The sequence below is a fragment of the Streptomyces sp. Tu 3180 genome, from assembly GCF_009852415.1.
In the GTDB taxonomy this organism is placed as follows: Bacteria; Actinomycetota; Actinomycetes; order Streptomycetales; family Streptomycetaceae; genus Streptomyces.
Window position 1 is genome coordinate 4,767,589 of the sequence record NZ_WOXS01000002.1, and the last position, 18,218, is coordinate 4,785,806.

Annotated in this window: 17 protein-coding genes; 7 read left to right on the forward strand and 10 right to left on the reverse strand. The window is 67.6% G+C overall.

Features of this window, described 5'->3' with window-relative positions:
• Positions 1-46 precede the first annotated feature (46 nt).
• Positions 47-4,729: an FtsK/SpoIIIE domain-containing protein gene (locus GL259_RS22460; RefSeq protein WP_159535154.1), complete on the reverse strand. Its 4,683-nt coding sequence runs from the start codon at positions 4,727-4,729 to the stop codon at positions 47-49.
• A gap of 331 nt (positions 4,730-5,060) precedes the next feature.
• On the opposite strand from GL259_RS22460, the gene GL259_RS22465 reads away from it, so the two are divergent.
• The 6 genes from GL259_RS22465 (at position 5,061) to GL259_RS22490 (ending at position 9,949) form a co-directional block, all read left to right on the forward strand.
• On the forward strand, positions 5,061-5,360 hold the full coding sequence (locus GL259_RS22465) for a WXG100 family type VII secretion target (protein ID WP_159535155.1): 300 nt from the start codon (positions 5,061-5,063) through the stop codon (positions 5,358-5,360).
• Positions 5,361-5,454: 94 nt separating this feature from the next.
• Positions 5,455-5,778 carry a hypothetical protein gene (locus GL259_RS22470; protein ID WP_159535156.1) on the forward strand — a complete coding sequence of 108 codons (324 nt, stop codon included), beginning with the start codon at positions 5,455-5,457 and terminating at the stop codon, positions 5,776-5,778.
• A 26-nt stretch (positions 5,779-5,804) separates the two neighbouring features.
• Positions 5,805-7,295, forward strand: coding sequence for a putative T7SS-secreted protein (locus GL259_RS22475; RefSeq protein WP_159535157.1), 1,491 nt, complete (start codon positions 5,805-5,807; stop codon positions 7,293-7,295).
• Between the two features lie 30 nt (positions 7,296-7,325).
• Positions 7,326-8,675, forward strand: coding sequence for a hypothetical protein (locus tag GL259_RS22480; RefSeq protein WP_159535158.1), 1,350 nt, complete (start codon positions 7,326-7,328; stop codon positions 8,673-8,675).
• Between the two features lie 37 nt (positions 8,676-8,712).
• The gene (locus GL259_RS22485) at positions 8,713-9,363 is read left to right on the forward strand and encodes a hypothetical protein (protein ID WP_243762360.1); all 651 of its coding nucleotides are present in this window, start codon (positions 8,713-8,715) and stop codon (positions 9,361-9,363) included.
• Positions 9,356-9,949: a hypothetical protein gene (locus tag GL259_RS22490; RefSeq protein ID WP_159535159.1), complete on the forward strand. Its 594-nt coding sequence runs from the start codon at positions 9,356-9,358 to the stop codon at positions 9,947-9,949. Before GL259_RS22485 ends, GL259_RS22490 begins: the two co-directional genes overlap by 8 nt.
• A 322-nt stretch (positions 9,950-10,271) precedes the next feature.
• Here the strand turns inward: GL259_RS22490 and GL259_RS22495 are convergent, their stop codons facing one another.
• The 8 genes from GL259_RS22495 to GL259_RS22530 form a co-directional block, all read right to left on the reverse strand.
• Positions 10,272-10,952, reverse strand: a complete 681-nt coding sequence (locus tag GL259_RS22495) for a hypothetical protein (protein WP_159535160.1) — start codon at positions 10,950-10,952, stop codon at positions 10,272-10,274.
• A gap of 175 nt (positions 10,953-11,127) precedes the next feature.
• Complete coding sequence (locus GL259_RS22500) at positions 11,128-11,721, reverse strand: hypothetical protein (protein ID WP_159535161.1); 594 nt, start codon at positions 11,719-11,721, stop codon at positions 11,128-11,130.
• Entirely contained in the window at positions 11,718-12,353 is a 636-nt protein-coding gene (locus GL259_RS22505; protein ID WP_159535162.1) for a hypothetical protein, read from the reverse strand. Before GL259_RS22505 ends, GL259_RS22500 begins: the two co-directional genes overlap by 4 nt.
• Positions 12,346-12,726 (reverse strand): hypothetical protein, encoded by a 381-nt coding sequence (locus tag GL259_RS22510; RefSeq protein ID WP_159535163.1) that lies wholly within the window; start codon positions 12,724-12,726, stop codon positions 12,346-12,348. The genes GL259_RS22505 and GL259_RS22510 overlap by 8 nt, the downstream gene beginning before the upstream one ends.
• Positions 12,727-12,748: 22 nt before the next feature.
• The gene (locus GL259_RS22515; protein ID WP_159535164.1) at positions 12,749-14,086 is read right to left on the reverse strand and encodes a putative T7SS-secreted protein; all 1,338 of its coding nucleotides are present in this window, start codon (positions 14,084-14,086) and stop codon (positions 12,749-12,751) included.
• Positions 14,083-14,388 carry a hypothetical protein gene (locus GL259_RS22520; RefSeq protein WP_159535165.1) on the reverse strand — a complete coding sequence of 102 codons (306 nt, stop codon included), beginning with the start codon at positions 14,386-14,388 and terminating at the stop codon, positions 14,083-14,085. The genes GL259_RS22515 and GL259_RS22520 overlap by 4 nt, the downstream gene beginning before the upstream one ends.
• 57 nt (positions 14,389-14,445) lie before the next feature.
• Positions 14,446-15,372, reverse strand: coding sequence for a hypothetical protein (locus GL259_RS22525; RefSeq protein ID WP_243762361.1), 927 nt, complete (start codon positions 15,370-15,372; stop codon positions 14,446-14,448).
• 110 nt (positions 15,373-15,482) lie between these two features.
• Positions 15,483-16,139: a hypothetical protein gene (locus GL259_RS22530; RefSeq protein WP_159535166.1), complete on the reverse strand. Its 657-nt coding sequence runs from the start codon at positions 16,137-16,139 to the stop codon at positions 15,483-15,485.
• Between the two features lie 437 nt (positions 16,140-16,576).
• Here GL259_RS22530 and GL259_RS22535 point away from each other — a divergent pair, with 437 nt between their 5' ends.
• Positions 16,577-17,065: a hypothetical protein gene (locus GL259_RS22535; RefSeq protein ID WP_243762362.1), complete on the forward strand. Its 489-nt coding sequence runs from the start codon at positions 16,577-16,579 to the stop codon at positions 17,063-17,065.
• Positions 17,066-17,262: 197 nt separating this feature from the next.
• On the opposite strand, the gene GL259_RS22540 is transcribed toward GL259_RS22535, so the two are convergent.
• Positions 17,263-18,213, reverse strand: coding sequence for a hypothetical protein (locus tag GL259_RS22540; RefSeq protein ID WP_159535167.1), 951 nt, complete (start codon positions 18,211-18,213; stop codon positions 17,263-17,265).
• Positions 18,214-18,218 lie beyond the last annotated feature (5 nt).

The window sequence follows — 18,218 nt, forward strand, 5'->3', positions numbered from 1 at the left end:
GGCACGCCGGCGGCCCTCCGCCGCTCCGGCCTCGCCGAACCCCCGCTCACCCCGGCACCACGACCGTCCGCAGCTCGCCGTCGCCGAGGTGCAGCATGCCCTTGCCCGGCACGACCTGCCCGCCGACCATGCTGCGGGACAGGCGCAGGCCGATGAGGTCCCCGCTGGAGGACTCCTGCGGGGAGAGCAGGATCCCGCGGCGGGCCTTCTTCGCGTCGACCTGCCAGCCGGAGAAGCCGCTGCACACGTCCTCCTCGTCACCGGCGATGACGAGGGCGAGACCGCGCTCGGCGCCCCGGGAGACGATCTTCTTCATCTGGCTCGCGGCGTCGCAGTCCTCGAGGATCTCGCCGTCGTCGATGAGCACGGCGACCGGTTCGTCGGTCGACGCCTCGTCGATCAGCTCCTCGAAGTCGTCCTCGTCGATGTCGTCACCGGTGAAGACCTTCAGCACCCCGTCCGTGCCGTCCAGTTGACGCAGCGGGGACTGCCGGGGAGCGGCGACGACCAGGCGCGTGCCCTGCGCGAGGAAGGACTGGGCGAAGTTCATCAGCACCGTCGAACGACCCGACTTGGCCGGTCCGGCGATGACGAACGCCGGCACCCCCTCGGCGAGATCGGGGCCGAAGCCGACGATCTCGTCGCCGCCGATGCCGGCCAGCGCCCACAGCCTGGACCGGGACGCCTCCGGGTCGCGCAGCTCCCACGCCTCCGGGAAGGAGATGCGGCTGGGCAGGCTGTCGACGCGGAACGGGCGCCGCGCGCGCGGGACGTCGGCGTCGCGGGCGGCCGCCGCCTCGCCGATCGCGGCCAGCGCGGCCGCCTGCCCCTGGCCGGTGGTGTCCTCGGCGAGCAGCGCGAACTGCGTCTCCGTACCGGCCTCGTTGCGGAAGGCACGGCCCGGCGGGATCTCCTCCGGCACCTTGCGGGCCGGGATGCCGAGCGAGGAGAAGTCGCTGCGGTCGGCCAGGCGCAGCCCGTACTTGTCCTCGGTGAGGGTCGCGATCCGGCCGACGAGCAGGGTGCGGTCACCGGTGAGGACGAGGTGGATGCCGACGCTGGCGCCCTCGCGCATCATCGTCTGCAACTCGTCGGTGAGCGAACCGTGGTCGATCTCGCCGAGCGTGGGCACCCAGCCCTCCCAGCGGTCCAGCAGCACCACGATGTGCGGCAGCCGCTCGTCCTCGGCGGCCGCGGCCCGCTGCTCGCCGATGTCCGCGAAACCCTTGTCGGCCAACAGGTCCTGGCGCCGCGAGAGTTCGCCCTTGAGCCGGTTGACCAGCCGGATCACCCGCTCGGTCTGGTTGCGGCCGACGACCGCGCCGCAGTGCGGCAGCCGGGTCAGCGCGTTGAGGGCGCCGTTGCCGCAGTCGATGCCGTACAGGTGCACGTCGGCGACGGAGTGGGTGCGGGCCAGGGACCCCGCGATGGTGCGCAGCACCTGGGAGCGGCCGCTGCGCGGGGCACCGCCGATCATCAGGTGGCCGAAGGTCGCGAAGTCCACGACGACCGGGCGGCGGGCCTGGTCGGCCGGCAGGTCCTCGACGCCGTACGGGGCGGGCGGCAGCCTGCCCGGTGCGAGCGCGACGGCCGGCACCTCGACGTCGTCGAGCAGCAGCGTCTCGTCCAGCGCGGGCAGCCACGGGCTGTGCTGGGCCGGGATGCCGAGCGAGCTGTTGGCGTCGCGCACGGCGTCCACCAGCACCTTCAGGTCGGTGATCTCGTCGTCCTCGCGGGCCTGGGACTTCGGCTTGGCCAGCGCGGCCCGCCCCAGGTCCTCCCAGGTCAGCGGGCCCACCCAGGGAGCGAGCGCCGCCGGGTCCGCCGCACCGGGCCGGCGGCCGCCGACCCGGCCCGACTGGAACGGCACCAGGGAGGCATGGCCCAGCCGGGCGTAGGCGCGGCCGGGGGTGCTCTTCGCGATGTGCCCGGCCTCGGGGGAGTCGATGACGTCCGTCGACTCGCCGGCGTCCGTCACGCGCAGCGCGATGCGGAGGTTGGTGTTGGCGCGGATCTCGGGGGACACCACACCGCTCGGCCGCTGCGTGGCGAGCAGCAGGTGGATGCCGAGGGAACGGCCCCGCTGGGCGATGTTCACCAGGCCCGTGACGAAGTCGGGCAGGTCGCGCACCATCGACGCGAACTCGTCGATGACGATGAGCAGCCGGGGAACGGGCGCGTGCGAGGGATCCCGCCGCACCAGGTCCTGGTAGTCCTCGATGTCCTTGGCGTCCGCGGCGGCCAGGATGTGCTCGCGCCGCTTCAGCTCCGCGCCCAGCGACTCCAGCGCGCGCTCCACGAGGTGGGCGTCCAGGTCGGTCACCATGCCGACGGTGTGCGGCAGCTTGACGCAGTCCTTGAACGCGGACCCGCCCTTGTAGTCGACCAGGACGAACGTCATGTTCTCGGGCGTGTTCGCCACGGCCAGCGCGGCGACGATCGTCTGCAGCAGCTCGGACTTGCCGGAACCGGTGGTACCGGCGATCAGACCGTGCGGCCCGTCCTTGCGGATGTCGATGCCGAACGGGCCGTCGTACGACTCACCGATCACCGCCAGCGTCGACTGCCCGCCCGTCCGCCAGCGCGCCACGATCGCGTCGCTCGTCGGCGGCTCCAGCTGCAGCACGTCCAGCAGCCGGCTGGAGGCGGGCAGCGCCGAGTCCTCGGTCTCCCCGCTGATGTCACGCAGCGGCGACAGCGAGCGGGCCAGCCGCAGGCACCAGGCCGGCGACACGAAGTCGGGCCGCACGTCCTTCAGGCGCTCCGCACCCGCCTCCTCGACGCGCAGCCGCAGCCTGTCGGGCACCTCGGCGCGGCCGGGCTCGGCCGCGGCGGCGCCGGCGTGCCAGGCGTGGAAGGAGGGGAACCCGCCGGCGGCCTGCTGGACCTGGGTGTGCTGCTGCTCCCGGTCGTGCTCCTCGGCCCTGGGCTCGGCGACGACGAACGCCTGGCACTCACCCGGCAGGAACCGCTCCTCGGCGTCCAGGCACAGGGCGTACATGGACACGGACGGCCCCTCGCGCAGCAGCCGCACCACACCGGGGAGCGAGCGCAGCCGCCGCGAGCCGTCCCAGACGACGACGATGTCCGGATCGCTGAACGTCGTGCCCTGGGACCGGTTCTGCTCGGCGGCCTTCTTGCGGGCGTCGAGGATCTGCGTGAGCTCGCCGATGCGGGCGCCGACGGTCTCGGCGTCGGTGCCGATGAGGACGTTGACGTCCTGACCGCCGGAGGGCCGGGCGTGCGGCAGCCACCGCACCCAGTCCCACGACTCCCGGGCGGAGTTCTCGCTCAGCACGTAGAACTGCACGTCCATCGGGCTGTGCAGCGCCGCGGTCTGCGCGACGGCCCACCGCCCGAGGGCACGCGCGGAGTCGCCGGGCCCGGCCACGCCGATGACCCCGAGGGAGCGCAGGCGCAGCGCGACGGGCGCGTCCTCGATCTTCCAGGTCACCTGGCGCCGGTGGTCGTCCTGCTCGGGGTCGTCCAGCACGACCTCGGAGGGCAGCCGGCCCGTCCCGAAGCGGAGCAGCAGGTGGTCCCGGTCGGTACGCCGCCGCTCCCACAGCCGGGTCCGCGGCCCCGTGCCGAGCGACAGCACCGTCGCCGGGTCGGGGACGGCGTGCCGCCGGTCGTTCCGCTCCTGGACCAGCGCCTCCTGGGCGTCCTTCTCGATCCGCTCCTTCTGCTCCTCGTACTCCTTGACCTGCTTGGCGTGGGACTTGCGTCCGTGCTTCTTGTCGTTGAAGTAGTTGGCGAAGAGCAGGATGGGGCTGAGCCCCGCCATGATCAGGTAGTACCAGCGCTGGAAGATCGCCACCATGACGACCGCGCCGACCAGCGGCGTCAGCGCCATGAGCCAGGGCAGCGGCCGCGCCTCGTACTCGCGGGGCGCCGAGGGCAGCCGGAAGTTCGTCTGCCGCTCGGGCGGCCGCAGCCGGGGCGGCCGGTTGTAGTCCAGTCCCAGCCCGTCGTCGGACCACTTGAGGGCGGCGTTCGGCGGTGTGTAGCGGACGAGTTCGAGCAGGGTGTTGCCGACGGCGATCTGCCCGCCGAGCGGCCAGTCGTGTCTGCCGGAGGCCTTGCCGCCGGTGTCCTCGGCACCGTCCCCGCGCCGGCCCCCGTCTCCGTTCCTGTCCTTGCCCCTGCGTCTCTTCCTGCCCCTGCCCTTGCCCTTGTCCTCCTTGGCGTCCTCCGGGCCCGCGACGGGGGCCCCGTCGAGGGTGACGCCCTCCTCGTCGCAGTGGAGGGCGACCTGACAGGTCCCGTCGGTGGCGACGGAGAGGGTGAGGGCGCGGGCGTCGACCTCGGGGTCGTCGACGCGGAGGGCGCAGGCCGGCCCGCTGCCGATGTCGTACCGCCCGACCCCGAGCCGGTGCACGGTCCCGGCGGCGGGCCCGCCGACGACGCGCAGCTCGACGAGCCCGGCGGGCTCACCGGGCAGGCACCCGGAGGGGTCCTGGAGGGACACCACGGCCCCGTCGCGCAGCGGCGACCCGACGACGGTGGCGGAGGGGTCGACGGCGTACCCGTCCACGTACACCGTGGGCGCGCCGCCGGCGGGGGCCTCTCCCCGGTGCCCGAGGGGAATGACCCGGGCCCCGCCGTGCCCGACCTGCGCGGCCAGCTCCTGTGCGATGTCCCCGACGGTGGACTCGGGATCGGCATCGAGCACGACGTCGGCGGTGTCCCCGCCGAACGGATCGACGACGGTCAGAGTCAGGCGCACGCTTGTCCTCCCCAGGCTCTGTGGTCGCTTCCACCCCGCGACTCACAGCAGACCCCGCGACGATATCCGCTCGCGGGCGGGGGGCGGCAGTGGGGAGGTGCTGGTCCGTTCCCGATGGCAACGCCGTACACGACTTCGCACCGGCGCCTTCACAAAGCGGGGATGTGACACCACAGTTCACCCCCGTAAGCTGCTGCCGCAAGAGCGGACGATCACATCGGCTGTCCCATACGGCTCCTGCGTCACAGGGGCCGCGACGACGGACCGGTCGTTCCGCAAACAAGGGAGCCACGGGGGTTGGCCCTGCGGCGTTGCGAGAGGAAGCGGCTTCATGGCCAAGGACCTTGACATCACATACCAGGACATGCGAGAAGCGGCCAAGCATGTCGTGAAGGAGAAGGAGAAGCTCCAGGAGAAGCTGGACGCCCTCCGCAAGTACATCAACAACCTGGTCAACTCGGGCTACGTCACGAAGAGCTCGTCCAAGGCCTTCGACGAGAACTTCGACGAGTTCACCAACGGCGCGAAGACCACGCTGGACGGCCTGGACGGCATGGGCGACTACCTGACCATGGCCGCCGACAAGTTCGAGCAGATCGACGACGAACTGGCGAAGGCCGCCCGCAAGTGACCGTCTGTTAGACGGAATTCTCTGCAACGGTGGGGCGAGCACGGGCTGCTTGCCCCACCGGCCCGTACCGTGCCACCACTCAGCGGGGGATGGAATGTCGGACCAGACCGCCGATATTGAACGCATCAAGGAAAGTTCCAAATCCCTGTCCAAAATTCATCGGGAGTTCTCCAAGAACGCCAACCCCGCCGACGGGCTGGGTGTGAACGTTCTGGGCGATCAGGGCCTGGTCGACGTCTTCGGTGACTTCGGTGACAACTGGAAGATCCACCGCGAGCGTTTGACGGACGAGCTGGAGAAACTCTCGACGCTGCTTTCCACGGCGGCGAAGACCTATGAGGACATCGATCACGCGCTTGCCGAGGCCCTGCGGGGGACGGACAGGAAGAAGCCCGGTCCCGGGGAAGGTGCCAGGTGACCCGTCCACGCGCTGAGGAATGGGCGGTGATCGGCGAACACTCGGACCCGATTCCGGGAGATCCGGAGGAAGTCGCCAAGCTCGGCCGTGACTTGAGGAAGACCGCTGAGTCCATCAGGAAACAGGCGGACGAGATCAAAGCGCTCGCGTCCGTCGACCAGTGGAAGAGCAAGACGGCGGATGAGTTCCGCAAGGAGGCCGAAGAGGCCGAGGGCAAACTGCGGAAGGCGTTCAAGCGCTACGACGCCGCTGCTGACGCGCTCGGCGAAAAAGTCATCGACGGCGGCTGCTCGAAGGAGTACGCCTCGGAACTCCATCGGGCGCAGACGATGGCCGACAAGGCTCTCCGGGACGCTCGGGACGCTCACGACGAGCAGAAGGCGAGCACGGGAGCGCTCGACAAGCTCCCCGGGGACACACCCGACGACGATCCGGACCGGAAGAAGCTGGAGAAGCGCCAGGAGGCGGCGGCTTCGGCACTGGAGCGGGCGAAGAAGGACCTGGAAGCGGCCAAGGGCGTGCGCGACGCGGCGGCCAAGAGGGCACGCGACTCCATTCGGTACGCCATCGACCACGACGGGCTGAAGGACGGCACCTGGGACAAGTTCAAGGACTGGGTGCACGACAACGCCGGGTGGATGAAGAAGGTCCTCGAAGCGACGGGCTGGATTTCCACCATCTGCGGGACTCTGGCCCTCATGGTGGGGTGGATCCCGATCGTCGGCCAGGTGCTCGCCGGCGTTCTGGGCACCATCGCGCTGGCCGCCACGCTGGTGTCGCTCGTGGGACACACCCTCCTGGCGGTGGCCGGTGAGGGCAGTTGGTTCGATGTCGCCCTCGACGTCGTCGGCCTCGCGACACTCGGTATCGGCCGGGGTGCCCTCGCCGGGGCCAAGGGGGCTTCGCTCGCGGCCAAGAGCCTCGGGCGGTCGGCGGCCGCCAAGACGCTCCGGCAGGGAATCACGGCGAAGCCCGGCACGGCCGCATACAACAAGGCCGTCAACAAGGCGTGGAAGAAGGCGAACGAGCTCAGCAGCGGTGCCTTGCGAGGAAAGGCCGGCGCCCAGGCGGTCGCCACGGCGCCGAAGGGCTGGTTCCCCGGTGCCCAGCGGCTGGCGGACGCCTTCAACCCCAAGCTGATCTACCGGGAGTCGGTGGACAGCCTCAAAGCCGTCAAGGACTTGCGCCCGAGTAATCTTCGGCAACTCGGACAGGCCGACAGCTGGCACGGCGTTCGGCCGGGATTGAACGATCCCGGCATCAGAGACCTGGAGAAGAGTCTCAGCCAGATGTCCCCTGCGCTTCGGGCCGACAGCGCGGTGCAGGCCGCGACTGATGTGTTCCAGACACAGACCCGGATCTGGGCCGGCTCGACCGCGATCGCGTCGACCACCGACCTGCTCGACAAGGGAAAGATCACGGAACCTGTCGGTGACCTCGTCGGAGTCCAGGGACTGGATGACGGGGTCTGGTCGGCGACCGGGATCAAGGACGCCACGACAACGAGCAACGGGTGAGCGAGACGAATGGTGGGCGAGCGAGGCAGCATGATGGCTGAGCAACCGGCAGGTCCCGAGCCGCTGTCGCGGTCGGCCGAGCCCGTGGTGCGTCCTGCGGGCATGCCGCCGCACAACGTCCACGTTGTCCGTCGGGCGCGCCTTTTCGCCGACGGCCACGCCTTGGTCGTACGCGACTCCCGAGGGCGAGAGCGCCGGTATGCGGTCGGCGCCGCCGGTATTCGGCGTGCCGTCTTCTTCCCGCCCGGCGACCTGTGGGAGACCGTGCAGAAGCGCCCCAGCGAGCGCTGGGGTGTCCTGGTGTTCATGGGCGGGGACGAACGGCACATCCTGCATGTCCCCCTTGCTGCCTGGCTGCCCGAGGCCGGGGTCGTCGGAGCCCTGGAGTTGCGGCCGTCGATGTGCCTTGGCCGGACCGGTCTTGAGGCACTGGTCACGAAGCTCGGAATCCCTCTGGAGGAGAGTGAGGAGCCCCTCGGTCCAGGAACACGGGACGGCGGCCGGCGGGGCAGGCCGGACCGGGCCGACCACGCTGAGCTGCCGCGCTGGCACAGCTGGGCCAGAGGACTCGGCATGTTCGGCTGGCTCGTCGCTGTCGTGACGGCTTTCGCCGCCGATCTCGTGTGGGCGATGCCGATTGCGGCAGGAGCCTTGTTCCTGGTCCCGGCGTCCGACGCTGTCGTGCGAATCGGCGGGTGGTGGCGCAGTCGCAGGCAGAACGTGTTCGCCGAGGCCGTGGAGATCAGACCGTCCCCGGAAGCGGGAGGAAACGTGACCGAGCGGTTCTTGCGGACAGCGGTGGTGCGCGTGCTTCCCCACGACGTCGTTCTCACGGACACCCTCGGTGCGGAACGGTGGCTCGCGCGAGGCGGCGAGCACGGTGTCGCTCGGCTGGTGCGGCTGACCGCGCCGGCGACCGGGAAGATCCTCGGAGTCGAGTTCCGGGACCGGGACGGCGAGGGGCGGGCCCTCCTGCCGTGGAGTCACTGGTTCGCGGGACCGCGGGGGAACGATCGCTGGGCCGAGCTCGTGAGAGCGTTGGATGTTCCCGTCTCGGACGTGAAGCACGAGCAGGCCGAGGACGCGAAGTACTGGTGGCAAGGGCTTACGCTCGCGGCGGAGGTCCACGCGATGTCGCCCATGGATGCGAAAGAAGCCCGGAAGCAGACCGACTGGTACCGGTCGGTCATCGGCAGGAACGAGCTTCTCTCCCTCCCGCTCTTCAGCGCGGTGCTGCTCGCAGGGCTCCTCAGCGACAAGGACTCCGCGGTTCTGGCAGGCTGCCTGTCCGCGCTGACCGTCGCGGTGGTGCTGGTGCCCCCGCTGGTCAGCACGCTGGTCAGTCGCTTCTGGTACGACAGGACGCTCAGGGAGCCGTAGGACAACGCATGGAGAAGCCGATGAGACCGGAGGACCTGTGACCGGGCCTGTGGGGAGCGGCGCCGGCACGGCACCGCCCGCCGACTACGAACTGCTGCTCCCGGAGGGGTGGTTTCGGGTTCACATCGACCCGGAAAGCCGTGAGCGCTCGGTCGACGCTCTGCTCGACCGCCGGTTTGCCGGGCTCGACAACGCCCCGCACATCAAGCGGCGATTGCGGGACGACCTCTTGGCGCAGGCGACCGCGGCATTCCGTGACGGGGGCATCGAGCTGTACCTCAGCTTCCAGCAGGCCGGCCCGCTCACCGTCCCCGCCTCGCTCCTGGTCACGCTGTTGCACCCCGCGCCAGGCCGGAGTCTGCCGAGCCCGCAGGACATCTCCGACCGCCTTGCTGCTGACACGGCGGCCGATGTCTCGGTCGTCGAGCTTGCTGCGGGCACTGCCGTTCGCACGCGCAGATCGACAGGGCAGCCGGACGCTTCCGCTCCTGCCGGCACCCCGGGAAGTCCTGACGATGCCCTCCCCTCTGTCACGCTGGACTATCAAGTGCCGGTGCCCGGAACCGAGGCACAACTGCTGTTGACCTTCTCCACCCCCCTCGTACAGATCGCCGACGCGATGGTCGAGCTCTTCGACGCAGTGGCCGGCTCGCTGAAGTGGATGGACGGAGGCAGCGCCCATGAGTGACATCCGTACGTGCGGCATCGTCGTTCCGACCGACTGGGTGCCCCTCCCACTCGAGCCCTCGGACGACGTGAAGGGCTGGGCCAAGGGCACCGCGGCGGAGTTGCGTGACCGCAGCAAGGCGGCAGGCTACGAACTGGACAGAAGTACGTTGCGGAGGGACCTTCGGGCTCGAGCGGAGGACAGCCGCAGCCGCGAACCCTTCTACGCCTTCGCTTTCTACCCCGATGGATTCGACACGGCCCTCGCCACCTTGGAAGTGGACCTGATCTACCCCGACGAGACAGTTCCCCGCATCACCCTGGACTGGTTGGCCGAGACGTTCAGCGCAGACGACTTCGGTACGCCCGAGATCACGCGCACGGAGCTGCCCGTCGGTCCTGCCGTACGCATCCGGCAGAACTTCGCCGCGGACCACCCTCCGTCCCGGGGGCCCGGAATCCTGATGGAGACACTCACGTACGGGGTCCGGCCCACTGGTTCGGAAGGCGCGGTGATGTTGCTCGCGTCATGGACCGTCCCCGGCCTGACGCAAGAAATGGAAGAGGCCGCCGACAGCATCGCGCAGACACTGACCGTGGAGTTCTGAAACGCTTGGGTGACATACGTTGCCATGGACGATCACGTGTACCCGTCCGACTTCCAGCCGGGTCGGGGCGACCCGACGCCGGATTGGACGTGGAACCGGACGCGGGCGACTGGATCCCTCGTGGCAGGACATTCATGCACGTCCGGACCACGGGCCAGGTCGACGCCACCGGCGAACTGCTCGGTGCCGGCGTACTGGCCTTCACCGCGCTCCGTACCGTCGGCCGGATGACCTGGCGGGGCGGCGGCCGAGAAGGTCCCGTCCGCCTGAGCTTCGGCAGCGGATGCCGAACGCACCGGGTGCCCGGGCCGGCCGGGTCCTGTCAGCTGTCGGGGAGGGACTGCCGGAGCACATGCATGTGCAGGCTGCTGCGGAGCTCTTCCGTGTCGATCCGCAGCCAGGACCCGTCCTCGAAGCGGATCAACAGCATCCTCGTCTCGAACTCGCCGGAGAAGGGGTCGACGAGGGCCGCTTCGGTGGCGGGAAGGCGGGCGACGATCTGCAGGTGCTTCTCCCGCCCCACGCTGACGCGCCGCGGCGGGGCCGCGAGGACGATCCCCTCCTCGGTCGCGAGCAGAAGTCGCTGGTGGTGGGTGGAGTGGCTGTACCAACGCAGCAGGAACTGCCCGGCCTTGCCTTGCCAGTCACCGTCGAAGACCTTGTCGAAGCCCTGTTGGGCGATGGCGGCGTCCCGGCGCTTGTCGTCCTCCTTCTTGGCCCGCCACCGTTCCTTCTCCTCCTTCGTGTCGAGAGACCGCTTGACGGCTTCTTCGGCGTCGGACAGAAGGCTCAACAGCATGAGGAGGGGTATGAACGGTGCGCCGAGCACCGCGCCGATCATGCCCAGAAGAGGGAGTCGGGCAGGACGGAGACGGGGGTTGCCCGCGGCCTGGAGCACGTCCGCCGGGGGCTGCGGGATCTTGTCGATCCAGCACCATGCGCCCGCTTCGGTGTGGATGCCGAGGCGGTCCGTCGCCACGCGCTGCTTGCCCCTGCGTGTCACGTCAAGACTCTCCTCGCCGATGCGGAACAGGATGCGGTGTGCCGAGACCGTGGGGCCGAGGGGTCGGCGGCGTACTCATGCACGTACACCGGGGATGTGCCGGCGTCGGGGGCTTGCTCCTGATGTCTGAGGGGAATGACCTGGGCCCCGCTGCTTCCGACCTGTGACTGCCAGGTCATTCCGGGTTGGGATTGAGCCAGATACTGCGGGCGAAGTCATCGAGGACATCCAGGTTCGTGGCCAGCCAGCCGACTTCGTCAGTCACCGTGCGGATCGAGGCGTACAGCTGGTGCTCTTCGGACCACCAGCCGTAATTGAGAGAGACGCCCAGGCCGTCTTCGTCACCGAAGTACCGAAGACAACGCAGCCCCGGGCCGATCCGGTCGGAGTCGAACTCCACCACGTCGGGCGGGCGGTTCGGGTTTGCCTCGGACGCCTGGACGATGCTGCGAAGCTCCTTCTCCCGGTCCCCGCCTTCGGGCTGAACGACCAGGGCATAGACGGGTTGTGGAACCCTGCGCGGATCGCCGCCGTAAAGAAAAACCTGATGTGCGGGAATGCTGGGGTGCGGATGAGATTCGATCAGGAGTCGAAAACTACGTGCCAGCGCATCGCGGTTGGGACTCCGCCACCACTTCTTGTGGCGTCGGTAAATGATTTCAGCGCATGTAGCCGACCATTCATCGATCTCATTCTGATGGAGATCTGTCCAGTGGAGTGGCATGAGGAACCACTCGGTCGGATCTGCTTCGGTTTCAAAGAAAATCACTCGTAACTCCAGCGGAAGGTCATCATGATGGCGTCGAAAAGATCGACGAGAGCGGAGGAGTATTCACTGTCAGGTTTTCCATCGCCGACCGTGCTGAATGTAACTGCCAACCAGCGAGGGAGTGGACTGCCGGGAAGAGGGAGTATGTACTCGACTCGCCGGGAGGGGAACTCTATTTCGGATCTTTCCGGAGGTGGGACAATATGCTCGATCCTGGTGCCGGGGGATCCGTCGATAGTTACGGTCTCACTTTGCCCGCGCTCCGCCGTCACGCCTCCGATCACTTGATCCGAATGAAAGCCGGCACCGGTCGCGGAAATTGGTTCCGAAACAATGAAGGATGCTGGAACAACACTGCCGCGGACGCGTTCCACGGGAAGGTAGAGCATCATTCCGTTTGCTCTGCTGGCTTTCCTTGCCGCTTTTTTCAGCTGCTTGAAAAGCTCCATTCGTACCTTGCTGACGTCGTCTCTGGGGAGATCCTTCGGGAGTTGATCGATGGATCTGTCGACAAGTGCCAGGACTGAATCGTTCACGACCTCCTCATGGAGGTCAATTTTTCCCCACCCGGGTGGAAGCACCAGGTTGAAGCCAATGGGAACCGGCGGTCGCGTCAAGCTTTGTTCAGTCACGACGAAGTCTCTCTGCTATCCATGATCCAAGGGTGAGCAAGGGGATCAGGGGAGCCATGAAGACGCCTGCCCATACACCAGTCACCCAAGTGGCCAGAAAGAGGCCGGATGAGTAAATGAACACTTCCGTGAGGCCTTCAGGGCGTCGCGACGGAAGCGGATGCCTGAAGAAGAGCCCCAGCAAGGTGAGGATGGCTGCAGCCACGATGACGCGCTGAATCCAGTAGACAATATCCTTTGTTGGGGATGGAAGAGCCCCTGCAATCATCACCAGGAAGATGGAAGACATCCCGATGATGAGACACAGCTTCGCCAGCGCGGTCGGTCCCTGACCCAGGCGACCGTAACTTCGGCTCTGTTGGTTCGAACTCATGCTGCTTATTCCTCGCATTCAATTACCAGTGGGTGTCCTCTGGCAGTTTTCCGGTCTCTCCCTTGAAGTTCTCGTAGGTTTCATTGAACGGTTTATCCGGGAAGACAGGACTCTCGCCGAGCGTTTTGTCGACGACATCTGCGGTTGCGCCCGTCACCGCGGCGCCCACCGCGACCTTGTAGTAAGTCTCCGACTTCCCTGCGGCTGCGGCGGCGTCGGAAAAGGTTTCCTTGTTCTGGCGGATGCTGGTGATGAGGGAGCGTGCCTCCGAATCTCCGAACCCGAGTCGCTCGAGTTGGCTGGGGCGCAGAGGTGTCTCATCGGCAACACGACCAGCGTTCTGGGACATCTCTTTCCGCATTCGATTCAGCGTTTGACGTCCGAACTCTCGGAGGCCTTCATCGCTGGTCGTAGCCATGGTGCGAGTGATGTCGTTCCGCACGGACCTGCTGGCGCGCAGCGCTTCTTTAAGCCGCTGTGTCCGCTGCGCCTTGGAGGCTGTGTTGACGGCCTTGCTCGCCATCTTCAGCTTGGCGAGCATCTTCGTGCCCGCAGCGAAGGCAACCAACCCGACGCAGTCCATCAGCACTTCTGTGAGGCTTGCTTCCCCGGCAAGGAAAAGGACGAAACGGGATGCCGCTATGAAGATGGACAATCCGAGGGCAATCGCACCGATAAAGGGTCCGATGATGGGAATGAAGGCAAGGAAAGGCGCAAGAGTCCCCAGGACCGAGGCCGCCCAACCGAGAGCATCGAGGACCCATTTGATCTTATCGATGTTGTCATGGATCCAGCCTTTGACATCATCCCAGAAGCTGTCCTCGATGATGTCGTCGATCTCGTCACGGATCTTGCCGGCGTAGTGCGCTGCGCGGTCGTCCCGGTCTCCCACGATGCCGCTGAGTTTGACCCGGTACTCGTGGAGAGGGTCACCTTCGGCGCCGCTGGTCGAAGGGCTCGGCGCGCCTTCCTCGTTCGATTCCTTCTTGGTCTTCTCGGCGTCGAGTTGCTCCTGTTCCTTCTTTGCGTTGGCGAGGACCTTGTCGGCCTCAGTCTGGAACCCCTCGAGCTCGTTGGCCCATTTCGTCAGGTGGACGTGGACGCGCTCATAGCGGCTGGCGACTTCGCGAAGATGTTTCTCGAGCACTTCGGACTCTTCGCGCAGTTTTCCTGCGTATTTCCCTTTGAGTTCGTCGTCGTTCTTGATCTTGCGTAGACGCTCGGCTTGGTCCCGGAGGGTGGTTGCCACGCTCTTCATGTGCGTGACTTCATCGCGGATTTCCTCCGGATCTCCTGGAACGGGATCGGACTCGGCGAGCGGGTGCCAGTCTCGAGGTCGTGGTTTCGAGGAAGCGCTCACTTGCCCTTCCTTGCTTTCTTCAGCTCCTTTGCGAGGGCTGCGTCAGCCCCGGTGAAACCGTTGATGGTATTGGTGACAAGCTTCCCTACGCTGTCCAGGCTCTCGATCATTTTGTTGCGGTAGTCATCCCAGTTGTCCACGAATTTGTCCATTGCTTCGCTTATCTCGCCACTGCCCCAGTAGGGGCGCATGTCGTCCTTCCTGTTTCCTATGTCCTTCAGATCCTTCTGGATCTTGCTCAGGGCGGACTCTGATTCCACAAGAAGGTCGACATTGACGATGAGATCTGGATCGCCTGCCATGGCCCTGCTGGTCTCCCGTGAAAGTGTCACTGATGCGGTGGTCGGTGCTGCACAGGCCTAGCGATTGACGGCCTGGATTTCCTGGACGGTCACCGCCTGGTCGGCGCCGAACGTCCCGTCGGGCAGGTCTCCACCGGCACCGCCCGTGCCCTCCCAGGTGATGTCCCAGGTGACCGTGGCCTGCATGGTGAAGGTGCCGCCGCCGGAGGAGCGCAGGTACTTGAGGCCGCAGGGGGGTGTCCCGTCGGCCTTGCCCTTGGCGTAGGGCTCGCCGATGGAGCCGTCGGCGTTGATGGTGCATTCGCCGGAGGCGGGATAGGTCTCGGCGTCGTCCGTGCCTGGTTCCAGCTTGAGGGAGACGGGCTTGGCCGTGGTGGTGGCTTGGATGTTCACCCCGCCCGCGTCCAGGGACGCGGTCACGGAGACTTCCTTGAACTCGGCCTTGTCCAACCATGCCCAGGTCGGGAGGTTGACCTTGGTGGTCTCCGCGGGAGCGAGAGTGACCTCGGTGGTGGGAAGCTGTACGCGGTTGTAGGCCAGCTCGGCCAGGACCTGGGGAGTGACCGCGTTCTCGACGTCCGGCGCGTCACCGTTCTCCACCCAGAAGGGCTCCCTGTCGCAGACCTGCGCCTCCGGTTCCATCCAGCGGTCTTCGTCCTGGACGGCGACCCACCAGTTGCCCTCGTCTTTCTTTCCCAGGTTGTAATTCTCGTACTCGCCGTCCTTGTACTTCTCCCGGGTCTTGCCGGCACTCGTCTTGGCGTAGCTGTGCTGTCCCGGGGCGTTGACGGTGGTCTCGTACATGTCCTCGATGTACTTCGCGAACTCCTCCGCGGACCTCGGCTCGTACCAGCAAGCCGGTGGTGTCCAGTTCCCCACCGGCTTGAGGCTTCCCGACGTGTTACCGCCTCCGCCGCTGGTGGAACCGCTGAAGGTGATCCGGGACTCCAGTGTCCTCCCGCTGTTCGAGCCTTCCTGTCTCACCTTGGCTCCTTCGTTACCACTGCCGAGATCCACGTCGGCGTGGGCGGGAGGAGCGAGGAAGGCGCACGCGACGGCAATGCCGACGACAGGGAACGACCGGCGAGCGGACATCACGGTGTGCACGAGTCGTTACCCCTCTCGGAGCTGAGCACGGCGGTCTGCCACACGCCCTTGTCGCTCTTCTCCAAGCGAGTGGAGTAGAGGAGGTAGGAGTTGTCGGTGACGGGAGTTTTTTCCGCCTCGCCCGTCTTCCTGTCCTTGACGAATGCCTCGCCTTCGAAGGAGCAGTACGTCAGCGTGGCCTTGTCCTCTTCGTATACGTTGACGCTCGGCTTGAAGTAGCGGGTCTCGCCCGTCATGGACTTCTTCGCCTTCACGAACTCCTGGACCCAGTCGGCGGCGCCCAGCAGGGCGTCGCCCTTGTAGTAGAAGCCCAACACGGGTTCATCCGGGTCGCCTTGGGTGATGGCGTAGGCCAGTGCGTCGATGCGACGGGATGCATCGGCCAGGACCGAGTCCTTCGTGGCGTCGCCGGTCTTCCAGTCGTCGAAGGTGTTGGTGACGTCCTTGGGCAGCTTCACTTCGGGGCGTTGCGCCGAGTCTGCGGCTGTAGCGGTCGGTGAGGGAGATCTCCCCGTGTCGCCGGTGTCGGCTCCCGCGATCTCGTCGTTGGCCTTGGAGTTGCCGTCCTCACCTCCGCACGCCGTCAGAAGCAGGGTCGCGGTTGCGGCGAACGCGGCAGCAACGGGCAAAGAGCGGCGCTTCACAGTGACTCCCCGTGGGACAGAAGTGCAGTCGAGGGCAATGACGGTATCGGTGTGGTTTCCGGTTTCGCCAGGGCGGGTCTCCTGGCGAACGGGGTGTTTCCGGCGTATGGGGTCGGCCGGGTGCGGTTGTGTCCCGACCGGTTCCAGCGCCGTTGATCGATGCCGGTACGGTTCGCGTTCGGCAACGAATCGTGGGGAAGGCATGTGCCCGAGGAGACGAGCCGGGTGCGGAACTGCTGCGGCAAAGGGGAGAAGGACGAGTGGCGGAGAACGCGTCCGGGACTGTCGTCAGGACGGCCCGTGCGGGGGAGAGGACCTGGTGGCGGGGGGATCTGGTCCGGTGGCTGCTGTTCAGCGCGGTGTGTGCCGGTGGGTCGCTGGGACTTTCCTGGCTCGGTCCCGTCGTGCCTCTGCCGACTCCGGTGCGGAGCGTGGGGATGGCGCTTGCCGTCCTGGTGCTCCCGCTGGCAACGGTGTTGGTGCCCATGCTGGGGCTGCGCAAGGTACCGCGCAAGGAACGGAAGATGGCGTGGCAGCTCGTCCTTCCTTTGATCGCCGGGGTGGCCATGGGCATGTTCGGGCATGCCGCCGGTGATCAGGTCGCCCTTGCGGACCGGGGTGAGTGGGTCGACGCCGTGGTCGTGAGCAAGGAGGACTCCAGGACCAATTACTGCGACCTGCGCACGATCGACGGCCGTGCGATCTCCCCCTCCCTGTCGGAGGGCGACGGCTGCGGTGACGCGGTGTCGAAGGGCGACGAGCTGCGGGTGCGGTATGACCCGGAAGGCGTTGCCAGCCCGGCGAAGGACCGGAGCGGGGACTCGTACGGAGGGATGCTCACGGCCTTGTTCCTGGTGGCTGTCCTCATGGGCACCTGGGGCGGTGTGCGGCAGAGCAAGTGGGACCGGCAGTACGACGGGCGGTGAGGTCGGCCGGCGAGCATGCCGGCCGAGGCGTTCCGCATCCGTCGGCGGGCGGGATCCCCGGGGGCAGCACATCCCCGGCGTACCGGGGCTGGGCGGGAGCAGGTGTGTCCCGATCGGTTCACGGCACACACCCTGCCGGTTCGGCTTCCGCGTCCGGCCCGGTGACCGGCCGGGACGCGCGCTCGTGGCACGTCGGATCACCGGTCGAAGCCTCCCTTCGGCAGCTCTGGCGTCCGGAACTCCACCCAGTGGCCGAGCCGTTCGCTTCGCGGCCCCAGCACGAACAGGGCGATGAGCGCCGGGAAGCCGCTCGACGCCACCGCCCACGCCGGCAGGATCCAGCCCAGCTGGGCCACGCACAGGCAGCAGAGCAGGAGGGCGGTCGCCGTGCGGGCCAGTGAGGCGGCGACGCCGGTGGTCGCGGCGCGGGCCTCGGGGGCGCGCTGGAGGCGGGCGCCGATCAGCACGCCCAGCGCGGCGCCCGCGTGGAAGCCCCACAGGATGCCGCCCGGAAGGAACATCGCGAAGGAGCCGGCACGGGGGAAGGCGAAGTTCCTGCCGATCAGCATGGAGACGAAGACGCCGTTGAAGGACCACGAGAGCAGCGCCACCGTTGCGAGGTGGCCGCGGATCTGGCCGCCCAGGGTGTCACCGTGCTCGCCGGGCACCGGCCGGAACACCGCTCCCGAGCAGGCCGCGCACACGGGGGTCGCCAGCGCCAGCGCGGTCAGCGCGCCGAACAGTCCGCCGCTCTTGCCGGGACCGTCGGGCGGTGGGAAGAGGCCCTGCACCTGCCAGGCGGCGACCGCCACGAGCAGGACGTACAGCCAGTAGCCGGCCAGCAGGGCCCAGCCCGCCGCGATCCGCGCCCCGCGCAGCCGTGCCACCGGGGTCTGCAGCAGGCCGCCGACGGGGACGGCCAGCAGTGCCCACGCGACGATGACGCCTTCGCCACCGCGGTCCTCGGCCCGGACCTTCTCGTAGAGGGCCGGTGACGAGGGCAGGCCGAGGGACTCGGGCGTCAGCGTCAGCGCCAGGGCGAGCGCCAGTGAGGCGACCCCGGCAGCCGTGCCCGCAGTGATCCGCAGCGCCTTGACGCGCTTGACGTGCGCTTCGGCCGGTTCGGGGCCGGACCTTGCCGTGGTCATCCGTG